This window comes from Arthrobacter sp. TJ-178, from assembly GCF_058269275.1.
Genome location: NZ_JBZCNK010000001.1, coordinates 1,270,233 through 1,285,246, shown reverse-complemented (window position 1 = coordinate 1,285,246; position 15,014 = coordinate 1,270,233). Strand labels below are relative to the sequence as shown.

Annotated in this window: 17 protein-coding genes; 12 read left to right on the top strand and 5 right to left on the bottom strand. The window is 65.4% G+C overall.

Annotated elements, in window-relative coordinates:
* Window positions 1–105 precede the first annotated feature (105 nt).
* The 3 genes from AC4D2Q_RS06180 to acs are packed head-to-tail and all read left to right on the top strand — an operon-like array spanning window position 106 to window position 3,961.
* Window positions 106–1,167 (top strand): aliphatic sulfonate ABC transporter substrate-binding protein, encoded by a 1,062-nt coding sequence (locus AC4D2Q_RS06180; RefSeq protein ID WP_490945653.1) that lies wholly within the window; start codon window positions 106–108, stop codon window positions 1,165–1,167.
* Entirely contained in the window at window positions 1,164–1,994 is an 831-nt protein-coding gene (locus AC4D2Q_RS06175) for an ABC transporter permease (protein WP_490945652.1), read from the top strand. Before AC4D2Q_RS06180 ends, AC4D2Q_RS06175 begins: the two co-directional genes overlap by 4 nt.
* Window positions 1,985–3,961 (top strand): acetate--CoA ligase, encoded by a 1,977-nt coding sequence (gene acs / locus AC4D2Q_RS06170; RefSeq protein ID WP_490945651.1) that lies wholly within the window; start codon window positions 1,985–1,987, stop codon window positions 3,959–3,961. The genes AC4D2Q_RS06175 and acs overlap by 10 nt, the downstream gene beginning before the upstream one ends.
* On the opposite strand, the gene AC4D2Q_RS06165 is transcribed toward acs, so the two are convergent.
* Window positions 3,955–4,215 (bottom strand): hypothetical protein, encoded by a 261-nt coding sequence (locus AC4D2Q_RS06165; protein ID WP_490927589.1) that lies wholly within the window; start codon window positions 4,213–4,215, stop codon window positions 3,955–3,957. The genes acs and AC4D2Q_RS06165 overlap by 7 nt on opposite strands.
* 86 nt (window positions 4,216–4,301) lie before the next feature.
* On the opposite strand from AC4D2Q_RS06165, the gene AC4D2Q_RS06160 reads away from it, so the two are divergent.
* Window positions 4,302–5,627 carry an O-acetylhomoserine aminocarboxypropyltransferase/cysteine synthase family protein gene (locus AC4D2Q_RS06160; protein ID WP_490945650.1) on the top strand — a complete coding sequence of 442 codons (1,326 nt, stop codon included), beginning with the start codon at window positions 4,302–4,304 and terminating at the stop codon, window positions 5,625–5,627.
* Window positions 5,617–6,123: a CoA-binding protein gene (locus AC4D2Q_RS06155; RefSeq protein ID WP_490945649.1), complete on the top strand. Its 507-nt coding sequence runs from the start codon at window positions 5,617–5,619 to the stop codon at window positions 6,121–6,123. The genes AC4D2Q_RS06160 and AC4D2Q_RS06155 overlap by 11 nt, the downstream gene beginning before the upstream one ends.
* A gap of 177 nt (window positions 6,124–6,300) precedes the next feature.
* On the opposite strand, the gene AC4D2Q_RS06150 is transcribed toward AC4D2Q_RS06155, so the two are convergent.
* Window positions 6,301–7,107 carry a carbon-nitrogen hydrolase family protein gene (locus tag AC4D2Q_RS06150; RefSeq protein WP_490945648.1) on the bottom strand — a complete coding sequence of 269 codons (807 nt, stop codon included), beginning with the start codon at window positions 7,105–7,107 and terminating at the stop codon, window positions 6,301–6,303.
* 72 nt (window positions 7,108–7,179) lie between these two features.
* Between AC4D2Q_RS06150 and AC4D2Q_RS06145 the strand changes: the two genes are divergently transcribed.
* From AC4D2Q_RS06145 to mscL, 3 genes are all read left to right on the top strand, one after another.
* Entirely contained in the window at window positions 7,180–8,172 is a 993-nt protein-coding gene (locus AC4D2Q_RS06145) for a DUF2804 domain-containing protein (RefSeq protein ID WP_490945647.1), read from the top strand.
* A 57-nt stretch (window positions 8,173–8,229) separates the two neighbouring features.
* Window positions 8,230–8,790 (top strand): CueP family metal-binding protein, encoded by a 561-nt coding sequence (locus AC4D2Q_RS06140; RefSeq protein WP_490945646.1) that lies wholly within the window; start codon window positions 8,230–8,232, stop codon window positions 8,788–8,790.
* Between the two features lie 97 nt (window positions 8,791–8,887).
* Complete coding sequence (mscL, locus tag AC4D2Q_RS06135) at window positions 8,888–9,316, top strand: large conductance mechanosensitive channel protein MscL (protein WP_490945645.1); 429 nt, start codon at window positions 8,888–8,890, stop codon at window positions 9,314–9,316.
* Window positions 9,317–9,384: 68 nt separating this feature from the next.
* Here mscL and AC4D2Q_RS06130 read toward each other — a convergent pair whose 3' ends face one another.
* Entirely contained in the window at window positions 9,385–10,674 is a 1,290-nt protein-coding gene (locus AC4D2Q_RS06130; protein ID WP_400929701.1) for an adenylosuccinate synthase, read from the bottom strand.
* A gap of 231 nt (window positions 10,675–10,905) precedes the next feature.
* Here AC4D2Q_RS06130 and AC4D2Q_RS06125 point away from each other — a divergent pair, with 231 nt between their 5' ends.
* The 4 genes from AC4D2Q_RS06125 (at window position 10,906) to AC4D2Q_RS06110 (ending at window position 13,457) form a co-directional block, all read left to right on the top strand.
* On the top strand, window positions 10,906–11,499 hold the full coding sequence (locus AC4D2Q_RS06125; RefSeq protein WP_490945644.1) for a hypothetical protein: 594 nt from the start codon (window positions 10,906–10,908) through the stop codon (window positions 11,497–11,499).
* Window positions 11,500–11,637: 138 nt separating this feature from the next.
* The gene (locus tag AC4D2Q_RS06120; RefSeq protein ID WP_490945643.1) at window positions 11,638–12,081 is read left to right on the top strand and encodes an excalibur calcium-binding domain-containing protein; all 444 of its coding nucleotides are present in this window, start codon (window positions 11,638–11,640) and stop codon (window positions 12,079–12,081) included.
* A gap of 198 nt (window positions 12,082–12,279) precedes the next feature.
* Window positions 12,280–12,819, top strand: coding sequence for a sortase domain-containing protein (locus AC4D2Q_RS06115; protein ID WP_490945642.1), 540 nt, complete (start codon window positions 12,280–12,282; stop codon window positions 12,817–12,819).
* 149 nt (window positions 12,820–12,968) lie between these two features.
* On the top strand, window positions 12,969–13,457 hold the full coding sequence (locus AC4D2Q_RS06110; protein ID WP_490927581.1) for a DUF427 domain-containing protein: 489 nt from the start codon (window positions 12,969–12,971) through the stop codon (window positions 13,455–13,457).
* 65 nt (window positions 13,458–13,522) lie between these two features.
* Here the strand turns inward: AC4D2Q_RS06110 and AC4D2Q_RS06105 are convergent, their stop codons facing one another.
* Window positions 13,523–13,951 carry a DUF3151 domain-containing protein gene (locus AC4D2Q_RS06105; protein WP_490945641.1) on the bottom strand — a complete coding sequence of 143 codons (429 nt, stop codon included), beginning with the start codon at window positions 13,949–13,951 and terminating at the stop codon, window positions 13,523–13,525.
* Window positions 13,951–14,970 carry a class II fructose-bisphosphate aldolase gene (gene fbaA / locus AC4D2Q_RS06100; RefSeq protein ID WP_104053615.1) on the bottom strand — a complete coding sequence of 340 codons (1,020 nt, stop codon included), beginning with the start codon at window positions 14,968–14,970 and terminating at the stop codon, window positions 13,951–13,953. Before fbaA ends, AC4D2Q_RS06105 begins: the two co-directional genes overlap by 1 nt.
* Between the last annotated feature and the right edge of the window lie 44 nt (window positions 14,971–15,014).

Genomic DNA, 15,014 nt, shown 5'->3' with positions numbered 1-15,014 from the left:
TCCCACCGCGCACCCGCTTCTTCCGGGACGCTTCCCCAGCCGATCCGCGCCATTTTCCGCGCGACAGGCGCCTTTTCCTCTTCCTTTCCAGCAGAAAGAACTCCCATGAACAGCCGTTCCCGCACTTCCCGCCCCGCCCGGCGCCCCGGATTCAAGACCCTGGCCGCCACTGCTGCGGCAGCCGCCCTGCTGCTGACCGGCTGCGTGGCCGGCGAGGATTCCGGCGCCGCAGCCAACGTGAACGGAGCCGACGGCGGCACCCTGACCCTGGATTTCGCCACCTATAACCCGTTGAGCCTGATCATCAAGGACCAGGGCTGGCTGGAATCCACCCTGGCCGAAGACGGCGTCACCGTGGAATGGGTGCAGTCCGCCGGTTCCAACAAGGCCAATGAGAACCTGCGCTCGGGGGCGGTCGACGTCGGTTCCACCGCCGGGTCAGCCGCCCTGCTCAACCGGGCCAACGGCTCCCCGATCAAGGCCATAGACGTGTTTTCCCAGCCCGAGTGGTCCGCCCTGGTGGTAGGTGCCGACTCGGACATCGCCTCGGTGGCGGATCTGAAGGGCAAATCGGTGGCCGCCACCAAGGGCACTGACCCGTATTTCTTCCTGGTCCAGGCCCTGGACGAGGCCGGGCTGAGCCTGGAAGACGTGACGGTGGAGCAGCTGCAGCACGCGGACGGCCGGACCGCCCTGGAAAACGGCTCCGTGGATGCCTGGGCCGGGCTGGACCCGATCATGGCCGGTGCCGAGCAGAACGGAGCCCGGCTGATCTACCGCAACCTGGACTTCAACACCTACGGTCTGCTCGCCGCCAATGAATCCTTCCTGGAAGAAGAGCCGGAACAGGCACAGGCCGTGGTCAATGCGTATGAGAAGGCCCGCGCCTGGGCCGCGGAGAATCCGAAGGAAACTGCCCGGATCCTCGCCGACGTCGCCGGGCTGGACCCGGCCGTGGCGCAGACCGTGGTGCTGGAGCGCAGCAACCTGGATGTGGACCCGGCACCCGGTGACGCGCAGCGCAGCGTCCTGGCGAAGATCGGTCCCACCCTGGTGGAAACCGGCGACGTTGCGAGCCAGGACGCCGTGGACACGGCACTGGACGGGCTGCTGGAGAACTCGTTTGTGCAGAAGGCCGATCCGTCTGCCGTGAAGGATGCCAAATGAGTGCCGTCGGGAACGCGGCGCCTCCGGCCGCTGCCGCCGGGAGCACTGCCGGACAAACCGGCGGCGGCATCCTGGCCCGCCGGTGGATCCGGCTGGCACTGGGACTGGTGGTTCCGGCCCTGCTCCTGGCCGCGTGGCAGATCAGCACCGCCACCGGGACGTTCAGCCCGGTACAACTGCCCTCCCCCGCCGCGGTGTACACGGCGGCGGCAGACCTGATCGGCCGCGGCCAGCTGGGCATTCACGTGGCCATCTCCACGCAGCGGGTGCTCATCGGCTTCGCGATCGGCGGTCTGCTGGGCCTGGCACTGGGCGCCCTGCTGGGTCTGTCCCGGCTGGCGGACACCCTCCTGGGCCCGGCGGTCGGAGCTCTGCGCGCCGTTCCGTCCCTGGCGTGGGTGCCGCTGCTGATCCTCTGGCTGAAGATCGGTGAAGATTCCAAGATCACACTGATCGCCATCGGCGCCTTCTTCCCCGTGTTCACCACCGTGTCCCTGGCCCTGCGCCACGTGGACCGGAACCTGGTGGAAGCGGCCCGGGCCTTCGGGTTCAACGGATTAAAGCTGCTGACCACCGTGCAGCTGCCCGCCGTCGTGCCCGCTGTTTTCTCCGGACTGCGTCTGGCACTGGCCCAGTCCTGGCTGTTTTTGGTGGCCGCGGAACTCATCGCCTCATCCATGGGGCTGGGCTTCCTGCTGACCGATTCGCAGAACAACGGGCGCACCGACCGGCTGCTGCTTTCCATCATCCTGCTGGCCCTCATCGGCAAAACCACCGACGCCCTCCTGGGCCTGGCCGAGAAAAAGGCGGTCGCCAAATGGGCCTGAGCCCGGTAAGAGAACATACTGCCGCCGCGGATCCTCAGAGCGAGGAGGACCGCATCGCCTTCTGGGAAACCGCCGCCCGCCGGCTCCAGTGGGAACAGCCCTGGCACACCGCGCACACCTTCACGCCGCCGCAGAGCCTGAGCGGACCGGAGATCCCGGAGGACGATGCCGACTACAGCGTCCCGGTCATCGAGTGGTTCGCCGGCGGAACCCTGAACGTGGCCGTGAACTGCGTGGACCGGCATGTGGCGGCCGGCCGCGGATCCAAGGTGGCCCTGCATTTCGAGGGCGAGCCCGGAGACCGGCGCACGGTCACCTACGCGGACCTGCAGGAGCAAGTTTCCCGGGCCGCCAACGCCCTGCTGACCCTGGGCATCGGCGCCGGCGACCGCGTGGTCATTTATCTGCCGGTTCTCGTGGAAACCATTGTCATCACGCTGGCCTGCGCGCGGATCGGCGCCGTCCATTCCCTGGTGTTCGGCGGATTCTCCGCGGAGGCGCTGAAGTTCCGGGTGGAGGACACCGGCGCCAAGCTGCTGGTCACCACCGACGGCCAGTTCCGGCGCGGCGCCGCCGTGCCGGTCAAGGACAACGCTGATCTTGCAGTGTCCGGCGAAAACGCCATTGAACACGTCCTGGTGGTTCGACGCACCGGATCCGACATTTCCTGGACACAGGGCCGTGATCTCTGGTGGCACGAAACCGTGGACACCGCCTCCAGCATCCACCGCCCCGAAGCATTCGACGCCGAAACACCGCTGTTCATCATGTACACCTCCGGAACCACCGGACAGCCCAAGGGCCTGGTGCACACCATGGGCGGCTACCTCACCCAGGCGTCCTGGAGCTACGAGTTCCTCTTCGCCAACCCCGATGAAACCGCGCGGGAGACGGATGTCCACTGGTGCACCGCGGACCTGGCCTGGGTCACCGCCCACACCTATGAGATCTACGGACCGCTTTCCAACGGCGTCACCCAGGTCCTTTTCGAGGGCACCCCGGACACTCCGCATCCGGGCCGGCATCTGGAAATCATCGACCGCTACCAGGTGACCAGCTACTACACCGCGCCCACCCTGGTCCGGTCCCTCATGGGCTGGTTCCCGGACGGCGTTCCGGCACAGTACAGCCTCTCCTCCATCCGCCTGCTCGGCACGGTGGGGGAGGCCGTGAATCCCGAAGCGTGGCGCTGGCTGCGCGCCCAGCTGGGCCGTGGCGAGGTGCCCGTGATCGACACCTGGTGGCAGTCCGAAACCGGCGCCACCATCCTCTCGCCGCGCCCCACTGACACCGGTTTCAAGCCCGGTTGCGCTTCCCGCGCCCTGCCCGGCGTCAGCACCCGGATTGTGGACGACGCCGGAAATCCGGTTCCCCCGAATACCCAGGGCTTCATTGTGGTGGATCGGACCGGTCCGGCCATGGCCCGCACGGTCTGGGGCAACCCGCAGCGCTACCTGTCTTCCTACTGGCGGAAGTATGCGCGGCAGGGCTGGTTCCTGGCCGGTGACGGCGCCAAATATGACGACGACGGCGACACCTGGATCCTCGGGCGCACCGACGACGTGCTGAACGTGTCGGGGCACCGGCTGTCCACGATCGAGATTGAATCAGCCCTGGTATCCCACCCCTGGGTCACAGAAGCCGGCGTCTGCCCCGTTGCCGATCCGAAGACCGGACAGGCAATCGCGGCATTCGTCGTGCTCACGGACGCAGCAGCGGGAAACAAGGATGCCGTCGCCGCGGAACTCCGGTCCCACGTCGCCCGGCAGATCGGGCCGATCGCCAAGCCGGCCGCCGTCGTCGTCGTTCCGGATGTCCCCAAAACCCGCTCCGGCAAAATCATGCGGCGGCTGCTGACCCAGCTGTTTGAGGGCACCCGGCTGGGTGACACCACCAGCCTCCAGAACGAACCGTGCATCGCCGACATTGCCCGTGCCTGCGAAGCGCGCCGCGGAGGAGTTCAGTGAACGCGGGTCAGGGTCACCCGGTCCATGACCACCACGCCGCCCATCAGGCGGTGGATGCGCATGAACTCAGTGGGCGAGACCTCCAGCGTGGTCGTATCCGCCTTCGCGGGCAGCAGATCCTCATGCATGCCGTCCAGGATTTCCAGGAACAGCCGGTTCGCCTCCACATGTGGCAGCGGTTCGGTGGCGGAGATCTTATGGGTGGAAGCAGCCAACTTGTAGCCGGTTTCAATAACAACCACGTACTCGTCCATAAGGATCATTGTTCGTCCGCGGTCCCCAACTTGCAACGATCCCCCCGCCGCTTTGCTGCGGCCCACCAGGAAGGAGCACTCATTTCATGAGTGATCGCCAGTTTGGCTTCCGGACCCGTGCCCTGCACGCCGGCGGCACCCCCGACGCTACGCACGGTGCGCGTGCGGTCCCGATTTACCAGAGCACGTCCTTTGTCTTCAAGGACACCGACGACGCCGCGAACCTTTTCTCGCTGCAGAAATACGGGAACATCTACTCGCGGATCGGCAACCCCACGGTGGCGGCCTTCGAGGAGCGCATCGCATCCCTGGAAGGCGGCATCGGAGCAGTGGCGACGGCGTCGGGCATGTCCGCCGAATTTGTCGCCTTTGCGGCCCTGTGCGCGGCGGGCGACCACATAGTTGCCGCGGCGCAGCTCTACGGCGGCACCGTGACGCAGCTGGACGTGACGCTGCGCCGGTTCGGGATCGACACCACCTTCGTTCCCGGCACGGATCCGGCGGACTATGCCGCGGCCATTCAGGAGAACACCAAGGCGGTCTACGCCGAAGTGGTGGCCAACCCCAGCGGCGAGGTGGCCGATATAGCCGGCCTGGCGAAGGTGGCGCACGACGCCGGTGTGCCGCTGATCCTGGACGCCACCCTGAGCACGCCGTACCTGGTGCGGCCCTTTGAGCACGGCGCGGACATTGTCATCCATTCCGCCACCAAGTTCCTCGGCGGGCACGGCACCACCCTGGGCGGCGTCGTCGTGGAGTCCGGAAAGTTCAACTGGGGCAACGGAAAGTTCCCCGCCATGACCGAGCCGGTGGCCAGCTACGGCAACATCTCCTGGTGGGGGAACTTCGGCGAGTACGGCTTCCTGACGAAGCTGCGCTCGGAGCAGCTGCGGGACATCGGCCCCTCGCTCAGCGCCCAGTCGGCATTCCAGCTGCTGCAGGGCGTGGAAACCCTGCCGCAGCGCCTGGACGAGCATCTGCGCAACGCCTCCGCGGTGGCGCAGTGGCTGGAAGCGGATCCGCGCGTGTCCTGGGTGAGCTATGCCGGGCTGCCCTCCCATCCGCACTATGACCGTGCCCGGAAGTATCTGCCCAAGGGGCCGGGGTCGGTGTTCAGCTTTGGGGTGCGCGGGGGCCGGGAGGCCGGCAAGGCGTTCATTGAGGCCCTGCAGCTGGCATCGCATCTGGCCAATGTGGGCGACTCGCGCACCCTGGTGATCCATCCGGGGTCCACCACGCACGGCCAGTTGTCCGCCGAGCAGCTCACCGCCGCCGGTGTGGCCGAGGATCTGGTGCGGATCTCGGTTGGCCTGGAGGATCTGGAGGACATCCTCTGGGACCTGGACCAGGCGCTGGCCGCCGCGGTACCCGATTCTGCCCACGAACTGAAGGAGTCCCTCCATGTCCGCTGAACCTGCCGCAACACCGCGCACCTGGGAAGGTCCCGGCGCCCCGGAACGTCTGGCGCTGCTGAGCCGGGCCAAGACCATCGCCATCGTGGGCGCTTCGGACAAACCGTCCCGGGCGTCCTACTTCGTGGCGACCTATCTGCTGTCGTCCTCGCCGTACACGGTCTATTTCGTCAACCCGGTGGCGAAGGAAATCCTGGGACGGCCCGTCTACGCATCGCTGGCTGACCTGCCCGAGGTTCCGGACATCGTGGACGTGTTCCGCCGCCACGACGACCTGCCTACGGTGCTGCAGGAGAGCATCGGCGTCGGTGCCAAAACGCTGTGGCTGCAGCTGGGTTCCTGGCACGAGGAGGTTGCCCGCAACGCTGAAGCTGCCGGCCTGGACGTGGTGATGGACCGGTGCGTGAAGATTGAGCATGCCCGGTTCCACGGCGGACTGAACCTGGCGGGGTTCAACACCGGGGTTATTTCCTCCAAGCGTCAGCGGACCGCGTAGGGCGGCCGGCTGCAGGCCGGGGCGCCTGTCCGGACAGTAAGAAACGACCGCAGCGGGGCTCGTTGGGGGGATAAGCCTCGGTGCGGTCGTTCCAAGCATGTAATCGTACCCGATTTGCGAAAACTTTCATCTCATGTCCCTTTTATGTCCATGAGGCGCGTCAAACCCGGCCGGGGTTTATTCGGCGGAGTTGATCCGCTCGTTGGCAGCAAAGCGCCGGTTCTTCAGCACCGGCAGGAACTCGCGGATGTCGTCGATCCGTTTGCGGGTGACCTCCGCCGTGACAACGGCTTCGGCCTCGTCGTCCAGGAACGCCTGCGGCACTCCCATGGGATCCAGAATGGCAGAGTGCCCCACCGTGTGGCGGCTGGAGGTACCGGCCGCTGCCACCCAGACAGTGTTTTCGATGGCCCGTGCCTTCAGCAGGGTTTCCCAGTGTTCAATCTTGTGTTCGCCCTTGAACCAGGCGGCCGGCACGGCGAGCAGGTCCGCGCCCTGGTCCGTCAGTGCCCGGGCCAGCTCGGGGAAGCGGATGTCATAGCAGGTCATCAAGCCCACTTTGATGCCGCCCACCTCAACCACGAGCACGCCGCCGTCACCCGGTTTGATGCGCGTGGATTCGGAATAGCTGAAGGCGTCGTACAGGTGAAGCTTGCGGTAGGTGCCGGCAATCCGGCCGGTGTCGTCGATCAGCACCAGCGTGTTGTAGGGCCGGTCCTCACCGCTGGATTCGTATCCGCCGGCGACGACGGCGATGCCCAGTTCGGCGGCCAGCATCGACAGCTGCTGCACAAAGGTGGACCAGGAGGCGTCCACGGCGGCAGCCAGCGGACCCTCGACCTTCCCCACGCTAAACATCGATTCCTCGGGAAACACGATCAGCTCGGAACCCTCCGCCCGGGCCTTGGCCGCCAGCGAGCGCATGGTTTCAAGATTTTCCGCCACGTCCCCCGCAGGACTGAACTGGCCTACGCTCACCAACATTGTCCAACCGCCTTCCGTGAACCCTGCGTTTCCCCCAGCCTAGACCAGGATGCCAACCTAGACTTGGGCCGCATGGATGAACTCACGCTGCCGACGGATCTGGCCACCGCCCGCGGAAACCTCAATCCGCAAGCGGTGGGCTATTCGCGCACGCCGCTGCACCGCACCGCGCTGCCCGGCAGCACCGTTTCCCGGATGCGGACCAAGCGGTGGGAGTACTGGGGCGTGCTCACGCCCGACCTGGCGCTGGGCATGACGATTGTGAACCTGGGCTACGCCGCCACCCTGCAGATTTACGTTTTGGACCGTGCCACCGGAGAAGAGATCAGCATTGAACCGCTGAAGATCCTGCCGGGGACTTCGGACATAGTGCTTCCGGATACCCTGCCGCCGCTCACGGCGCTGGGAACGGTGGGAGACGTGACGCTGCGTTTTCATGACGACGGCGGCGGCACCCACCTGCGGGCACGCTCCCCGCGGGTGTCGGTGGATCTGTACGCTCCGGCCGAGGGGGACGTGCTGGGCGTGGTGGTTCCGTGGTCGGACCGCCTCTTCCAGTACACGCTCAAGGACGTGGCCCGCAGCGTGTCCGGAACGGTCACGGTGGACAGCAGGACCCACGAGGTGGGGGCCGGCGCCTTCGCTGTGCTGGACCGTGGCCGCGGGCGCTGGCCGTACCGGACTAAGTGGACCTGGGGTGCCGGCTCTGGAACCGTCGACGGAACCCGGCTGGGCCTGCAGATCGGCGGGCAGTGGACGGCCGGAACGCCCGCCACGGAGAACGCCCTGATTGTGGACGGCCGGCTGCATCACTACGACGGCGAACTGGAGTTCAAGTACGACCTCACCAATCCGGACTCCACCTGGACGGTTCACGGGCCCTGGATCGACGCGGTGCTGACGCCGTTCCACCGCAGGACCTCAGCCACCAAACTCGGCGTGATCTCCTCGCAGATCTGGCAGGCCTTTGGTTCTTGGACAGGAACGGCGCGAACCCCGGACGGAACCTCATATTCGCTGGACGGATTGACCGGCTGGATCGAGGAAGCTCAGCACCGCTGGTGAACCCGCGGTCACAGCGGCGTTTTCAGCCCCGGCGCGGCCCTCTCATAGGCTGGTGCCATGAACTTCAAGCGCCTCATCCTGCCCGTTGCCGCACTCCTGCTGGCCACAGGCTGTGCCTCCGGAACGGACACCAGCGAGACGAAGGGCCGTGATCTGCTCCAAAAGCACGGGTTGGAGCATGCCAGCACCTCGGAAGTCGTTGAACAGCTGGACCGCACCAATGAGGACCGTTCCACCGGCCTGTCCGCCTCGGTGACCTACGATTCGGTCATCCTCCAGGACAACGGGCAGGAGACCGTCCTGGCTCTGCCGGAGAAACAGTTCTATCTGGCCGTAGCACCTTGGACCACCACCACCCACGAGTGTTTCCACCACAGTCTCTCGGGCTGCCAGGGTGAACTCACCAACACCCCCGTGCAGGTCCGGATCACCGCCGCCGACGGAACGGTGCTGGTGGATGAAAGCACCAGCACCTATGAGAACGGCTTTGCCGGCTTCTGGCTGCCGAAGGATATTACCGGCTCCCTGCAGATCACCTCCGCGTCAGGCACTGCAACCCAGGACTTCGGCACCTTCGAAGACAGCCCCACCTGCATTACCACATTGCGGCTCGTGTAAGCACACCGGCCAGTCGGTCCGGGAAATACTGCTGCGCAAGACTTAAATCTCAGGGTGAGGGAGGCGCCGCGGGTCCCGGGGCGGTTACTCTGGCGAGATGCTAAAGGGATTCAAGGAATTCATCATGAAGGGCAACGTGCTGGACCTGGCGGTTGCCGTCATCGTCGGCGCAGCGTTTACGACCGTCGTGAACGCCCTGGTCAACTCGGTGCTTATGCCGTTCATCTCCGGCCTCGTCGGTTCGCCGAACTTCGACAGTTTCGCGGCGGTTACCTTCAACGGGAACCAGATTCGGTTCGGGGTCCTGCTGACCGCCGTCGTGAACTTCCTGCTCGTCGCGGCTGCCGTGTACTTCGTAATCGTGCTGCCGATGAACAAGATGATCGAACGGCGCAACCGGAGGCTTGGTATCACCCCGGAGGAGAGCGCGGATCCGCAGGTGATGCTGCTGACCGAGATCCGGGATGCGCTCACTTCGCAGCCGCCGAACGGGACAGCAACGTCCCCGGGCGGGCCGAAACACTAATCAGAGCCGGTAAAACAGGAAAAGGCCCCGCAGCCTCAGGGCTGCGGGGCCTTCCTTGTCTCGAAGTCCTACTCGCTGATCAGGTCCCGCACCACGATGGTCTGGTCGCGGTCCGGGCCGACGCCGATGGCGGAGAACCGGGTGCCGGACATCTTTTCCAGAGCCAGCACATAGTCCCGGGCGTTCTTGGGCAGATCGTCCAGGGTCTTGGCGCCGGTGATGTCCTCGGTCCAGCCGTCAAAGTACTCGAAGATCGGCTTGGCGTGGTGGAAGTCGGTCTGCGTCATCGGCATTTCGTCGAACCGCACGCCGTCGACGTCGTAGGCCACGCACACGGGAATCTGCTCGATCCCGGTGAGCACATCCAGCTTCGTCACAAAGTAGTCCGTGAAGCCGTTCACGCGGGAAGCGTGGCGCGCCAGCACGGCGTCGTACCAGCCGCAGCGGCGGGGACGGCCGGTGTTGACACCGAATTCGCCGCCGGTCTTCTGCAGGTACAGCCCCATGTCGTCGAAGAGCTCGGTGGGGAACGGACCGGCACCCACACGGGTGGTGTAGGCCTTGATGATGCCCACAGCGCGGTTGATCCGGGTGGGCCCGATGCCCGAGCCCACTGACGCACCGCCGGCGGTCGGGTTGGAGGACGTCACAAACGGATAGGTGCCGTGGTCCACGTCCAGGAACGTCGCCTGGCCGCCTTCCATCAGGATGACCTTGCCCTCGTCCAGTGCGCGGTTCAGTTCGAATGTGGAGTCGATGACCATGGGGCGCAGCCGGTCCGCATAGGACAGGAAGTACTCAACCATTTCGTCGACATCAACGTCGCGGCGGTTGTACACCTTGACCAGCAGCTGGTTCTTCTGCCGCAGGGACCCTTCAACTTTCTGGCGCAGGATGGACTCGTCGAAGATGTCCTGGACACGGATGCCCAGACGGGCCACCTTGTCCATGTAGGCCGGGCCGATGCCGCGGCCGGTGGTGCCAATGGCACGCTTGCCCAGGAAACGTTCGGTGACCTTATCCATCACCTGGTGGAACGGGGCCACCAGGTGGGCGTTGGCGGAGATTCGCAGCTTGGACGTGTCCGCGCCGCGTGCTTCCAGGCCGTCAATCTCGGCGAAGAGCGCCTCAAGGTTCACCACACAGCCGTTGCCGATGACGGGAATGGCGTTGGGACTCAGGATGCCGGCCGGGAGGAGCTTAAGTTCGTATTTTTCACCGCCGACGACGACGGTGTGGCCGGCGTTGTTCCCGCCGTTGGGCTTGACGACGTAATCGACGCGTCCCCCGAGCAGGTCTGTGGCCTTACCTTTACCTTCGTCGCCCCACTGGGCGCCGACGATGACAATTGCGGGCATGGGATCCTCCCCCATTAGTTACGAAAGGGGAGAAAACGCCGACGGCGCGATCCGCTTCCGTGCATGAGAATGCCCCTAAACTCGCAGGCCGGGCCTGAATTGGGTGTGAACCGGGTCTAGCCGGAGTCGCGGGGCTCTTACCTACCAAGTTTAGCCGATTGTGGGTCCTCTGCCCTTTTGCCGGCGTCGTACCGGGTATTACTCGGAGCAATCCCGGCGTAGCGTGGCCCGATGGACCGTTTTCGCGGCTTTATCGCCGGCATTGGCACCACCTCCGGTACTCGCTTGGTGGTGGGCCACTGGCTGGAATCCCCGTTCGGGGCGTTTACGGATGTCATGGCGGAGAATGCGGCCGGGTCCCGGCTGCTGCTGGCACCCAGTCCGGAAATCGCCGAGTATGTGGGCGGCACCTATCGTTTTGATGCCGTAGACGTGCGTGAGGTGGAGGCCCGGCTCACCGCGGACCAGCTGCTGGTCAGCGCAGGGCCGCTGCGGCTGAACGTCGATCTGGGGACCCGGACCGTGCTGGGACGGCTGCTGGAGCGCATCCCTCCTGTTGTGGCCGTACATCCGCGCTGGCTGGGCGCCATCAACCCGCTGGCAGGACTGCTGGTTCCGGGCGTGCGGACAGCCGGATCTGCGGGCGGCGAGCGCCGCGAGTATTACGGCGTCCGGTCCATCCGCTCCCTTACCGGGGCCCGGGCCAGCTGGGACGGGCGGGATTTGGGCGGCCTGTCCGCCATAGACCCGCCCGTTCGCTTCGGATTCAGCTCTGTTCCGCCCAAACCGCAAATTGTCGCCGTGACTACCAGCATCCTTCCCTGAGGCTCCTTTGCCTCGGTTTTTTCTGCGTGCCTCCAGCCCAAAAGTGCCGGCTACCCGGGTGACAAAACAACCCAATGCATACTCTCGTTCCTGTCGCCATCACTTGGATGACTACTTCATATGGAAAGCAGAGGCACAATGAAAAAACGCACTGCAGGACTGGCCCTAGCAGCCGTAACCGGACTCTCAGCTCTTTCAGCCACTCCGGCTTTCGCAGTCACGGACGGCCCCTATGAGAACTGTGACGCGGCGGAAGCGGACGGAGTTTTCAACATTCAACGCGGTGACTACAGGTACGGAGAGCATTTGGACAAAGGCGGGGTGGAGGGCGTTGGCTGCGAAGATGACAGCAAACCCCTGACCCCGATTGTCAATACCCCGAATCAGCCCTCTAACCCGCCCGCCACTCCGCCCATGCCGACCGATCAAATGAGCGGCATGCCCAGGGGCGGCGTTGACGCCGGTGTCACTCCGGATAAGGGAACAGACCTCGGTTCGGTTGCCTTGGCCGGCGGGCTGGTTCTGGTAGCTGCCGGGGCCGGGATGTACGTGGTTCGCCGCCGGAGCGGGAACCATGCCTAATTCCAGGCGCACGGGCTGCGCTGCGGGGTCGCACCGCTCATGATCCCGCTGACAGCACCCAAGGCGGGCGGCCGCAGGAGCCTTCGGGCAACTGCGGCCGCCGGTCTGCTCATTGCCGCATCTGCGGGGCTTGCAGCCTGCGGTTCAGGACCCGGAGCCGACGCCTCACAGCCCACCGCATCATCCTGGCAATCTCCGGTGCCCTCCCCCCAAGGGACAACGAGCAGCCCCAGCGCAGCGGAAGCGACCACCAAACCGGTGCCTTCTCCGCCCCCGAACACCGAAACCGTCCCCCTGCCCCGCACATTGGAACTTCCGTCCATCGGTGCCGGCTCCGACCTGATGCAGGTTGGCCTGCGCCCTGACGGCGTCTTGGAAGTTCCTCCGGGGAATCCGGGGGCACCGGCTGCCTGGTACACCGGTTCGCCGCGGCCCGGAGACACCGGACCGGCCGTGCTCCTTGGCCATGTGAACGCGGAGGACGGCGGGCCGGGTGTCTTCGCCAACCTGCGCGAACTGAAGCCCGGCGACGAGGTCCGGATCCAGCGCGAGGACGGTTCCACCGCCGTGTTCATTGTGCTGTTCGGCGAGCCGTATCCCAAGGATGCCTTTCCCACCGGGAAGGTCTATGGCAACACTGAAGGACCTGAACTCCGCTTGATCACCTGCGACGGTTATGACCCGAAAACAGGCACCTTCGAAGACAACTACGTTGTTTACGCCAGCCTGGCCCGGTAGCCCGCCATCCGACCGTCAAGAAGGCCGCTGCGGTTAACCACCGGGGCAAGCCATCCGCGGGAGCTTTGGCCGCGAACCCCGGCTTAACCTGGATCAAGGAGAGAGCCAGGGGAAACGTCCGGCTGAAGCCGGCATGCGAAAGGCTGGCCATGGAACAGGAACGAACAAACCGCACCGTGGAATCCGTCTGGGACTATCCCCGTCCGCCGCGCGTGGAACCGACGTCGGAGCATGTGCAGGTTTTCCTCGGCGGGCAGCTGGTAGCGGACACCACTGCAGCCGTCCGGGTCCTCGAAACCAGCCATCCCCCGGTGTATTACATCCCCTTGGAGGACTTTGCTCCGGACTCGCTCATGCCGGCCAGCGGATCCACCTGGTGTGAATTCAAGGGGCAGGCCGCCTACTTTGACGTCATCGGCGGAGACGTTCGGGCGGAGCGCGCAGCCTGGACCTATCCGGACCCCGTTCCCGGCTACGGACTGCTGGCCAGCCGGGCCGCGGTGTATCCGGGAAGGATGGACCGCTGCACCGTGGACGGTGAGGAGGTCCAGGCGCAGGAGGGCGACTTCTACGGCGGCTGGATTACGGGACGCGTCACCGGGCCCTTCAAGGGCGCACCGGGGACCGGCGGCTGGTGACACAGCAAAGGCCGGGTGCCCCGCAGAAGCTGGGCACCCGCCTTTATACCGCCGTCAGGCCGAGGTCAGGACTCGCGCCCTTCAATGGCAACCTTCGCCTGCGGGTCCGACTCATTCAGGAACTTGGTAATGCGGTCCACTTCCTCGGACTCGCCGATAGCCGCTGCCGCCCGGCCGAGGGCGTACAGCGCACGCAGGAAGCCCTGGTTGGGAACGTGCTCCCAGGGGATGGGGCCCGCACCGCGCCAGCCGGAGCGGCGCAGCGCATCCAGACCGCGGTGGTAACCCACCCGGGCATAGGCGTAGGACTCGATGGTGCGCCCTTCGTCGAAGGCCTCATCGGCCAGAATGGCCCAGACCTGCGAAGAAGTGGGGTGTTTCGCTGCCAGGTCCAGGGCCTCGTCGCCGGCTTCAAGGCGTTCGACAACGTCGGACTCCTCGGGCAGGTAGGTGGGCTCTGGTCCGAGCAGGTTCTTGCGGAATTCATCTGACATTAGAGGGACTTGCCTGCCGATCCTAGGTTCTGTGCTGCTTCCACCACGCGGGCGGACATGCCGGCTTCCGCCGAGGCACCCCACACGCGCGGGTCGTACTGCTTCTTGTTGCCAACTTCGCCGTCGACCTTCAGGACGCCGTCGTAGTTGCGGAACATGTGGTCCACCACGGGGCGGGTGTACGCGTACTGGGTGTCGGTGTCGATGTTCATCTTCACCACGCCGTAGGACACGGCGTCGGCGATTTCCTGCGCCGAGGAGCCGGAACCGCCGTGGAAAACCAGGTCGAACGGGCGTTCGCGGCCAATGGATTCGCCCACGGCGTCCTGGATGTCCTTGAGGATTTCCGGACGCAGCTTCACTCCGCCGGGCTTGTACACGCCGTGGACGTTGCCGAAGGTCAGGGCGGTCAGGTAGCGGCCCTTGTCGCCGGCACCCAGGGCCTCGATGGTCTTCATGCCGTCGGCCACCGTGGTGTAGAGCTTTTCGTTGATGGCGTTCTCCACGCCGTCTTCCTCCCCGCCGACGGTGCCGATTTCCACCTCGAGGATCATCTTGGCAGCGTGGGTGCGGGCCAGCAGTTCCTGGGCGATGCGCAGGTTGTCCTCAAGGGTTTCAGCCGAGCCGTCCCACATGTGGGAGTTGAAGATGGGATCTTCGCCGCGCTTGACCGCTGCCTCGGAGGCCGCGAGGAGGGGAAGGACAAAGTCGTCCAGTTTGTCCTTGGGGCAGTGGTCCGTGTGCAGGGCAATGTTCACGTTGTAGCTCTTGGCAACTTCGCGGGCGTAGGCCGCGAACGCCAGCGAGCCGGTGACCATGTTCTTGATCTTGGCGCCGGACCAGTAGGCGGCACCGCCGGTGGAAACCTGGACGATGCCGTCCGAGCCTGCCTCCGCAAACCCTGCAAGCGCGGCGTTGAGCGTTTGGGACGAGGTGACGTTCACTGCCGGATAGGCAAATCCCCCGGCCTTCGCGCGGTCGATCATCTCGGCATAAATCTCAGGGGTTGCAATAGGCATGCTGACTCCAAAGTCGATAGCGGCAGGGCCGGGGCCCTCATTGG

Coding starts and splice junctions, on each gene's coding strand:
- AC4D2Q_RS06180 (WP_490945653.1), top strand. CDS start 106: ATGAACAGCCGTTCCCGCACTTCCCGCCCCGCCCGGCGCCCCGGATTC.
- AC4D2Q_RS06175 (WP_490945652.1), top strand. CDS start 1,164: ATGAGTGCCGTCGGGAACGCGGCGCCTCCGGCCGCTGCCGCCGGGAGC.
- acs (WP_490945651.1), top strand. CDS start 1,985: ATGGGCCTGAGCCCGGTAAGAGAACATACTGCCGCCGCGGATCCTCAG.
- AC4D2Q_RS06165 (WP_490927589.1), bottom strand. CDS start 4,215: ATGGACGAGTACGTGGTTGTTATTGAAACCGGCTACAAGTTGGCTGCT.
- AC4D2Q_RS06160 (WP_490945650.1), top strand. CDS start 4,302: ATGAGTGATCGCCAGTTTGGCTTCCGGACCCGTGCCCTGCACGCCGGC.
- AC4D2Q_RS06155 (WP_490945649.1), top strand. CDS start 5,617: ATGTCCGCTGAACCTGCCGCAACACCGCGCACCTGGGAAGGTCCCGGC.
- AC4D2Q_RS06150 (WP_490945648.1), bottom strand. CDS start 7,107: ATGTTGGTGAGCGTAGGCCAGTTCAGTCCTGCGGGGGACGTGGCGGAA.
- AC4D2Q_RS06145 (WP_490945647.1), top strand. CDS start 7,180: ATGGATGAACTCACGCTGCCGACGGATCTGGCCACCGCCCGCGGAAAC.
- AC4D2Q_RS06140 (WP_490945646.1), top strand. CDS start 8,230: ATGAACTTCAAGCGCCTCATCCTGCCCGTTGCCGCACTCCTGCTGGCC.
- mscL (WP_490945645.1), top strand. CDS start 8,888: ATGCTAAAGGGATTCAAGGAATTCATCATGAAGGGCAACGTGCTGGAC.
- AC4D2Q_RS06130 (WP_400929701.1), bottom strand. CDS start 10,674: ATGCCCGCAATTGTCATCGTCGGCGCCCAGTGGGGCGACGAAGGTAAA.
- AC4D2Q_RS06125 (WP_490945644.1), top strand. CDS start 10,906: ATGGACCGTTTTCGCGGCTTTATCGCCGGCATTGGCACCACCTCCGGT.
- AC4D2Q_RS06120 (WP_490945643.1), top strand. CDS start 11,638: ATGAAAAAACGCACTGCAGGACTGGCCCTAGCAGCCGTAACCGGACTC.
- AC4D2Q_RS06110 (WP_490927581.1), top strand. CDS start 12,969: ATGGAACAGGAACGAACAAACCGCACCGTGGAATCCGTCTGGGACTAT.
- AC4D2Q_RS06105 (WP_490945641.1), bottom strand. CDS start 13,951: ATGTCAGATGAATTCCGCAAGAACCTGCTCGGACCAGAGCCCACCTAC.
- fbaA (WP_104053615.1), bottom strand. CDS start 14,970: ATGCCTATTGCAACCCCTGAGATTTATGCCGAGATGATCGACCGCGCG.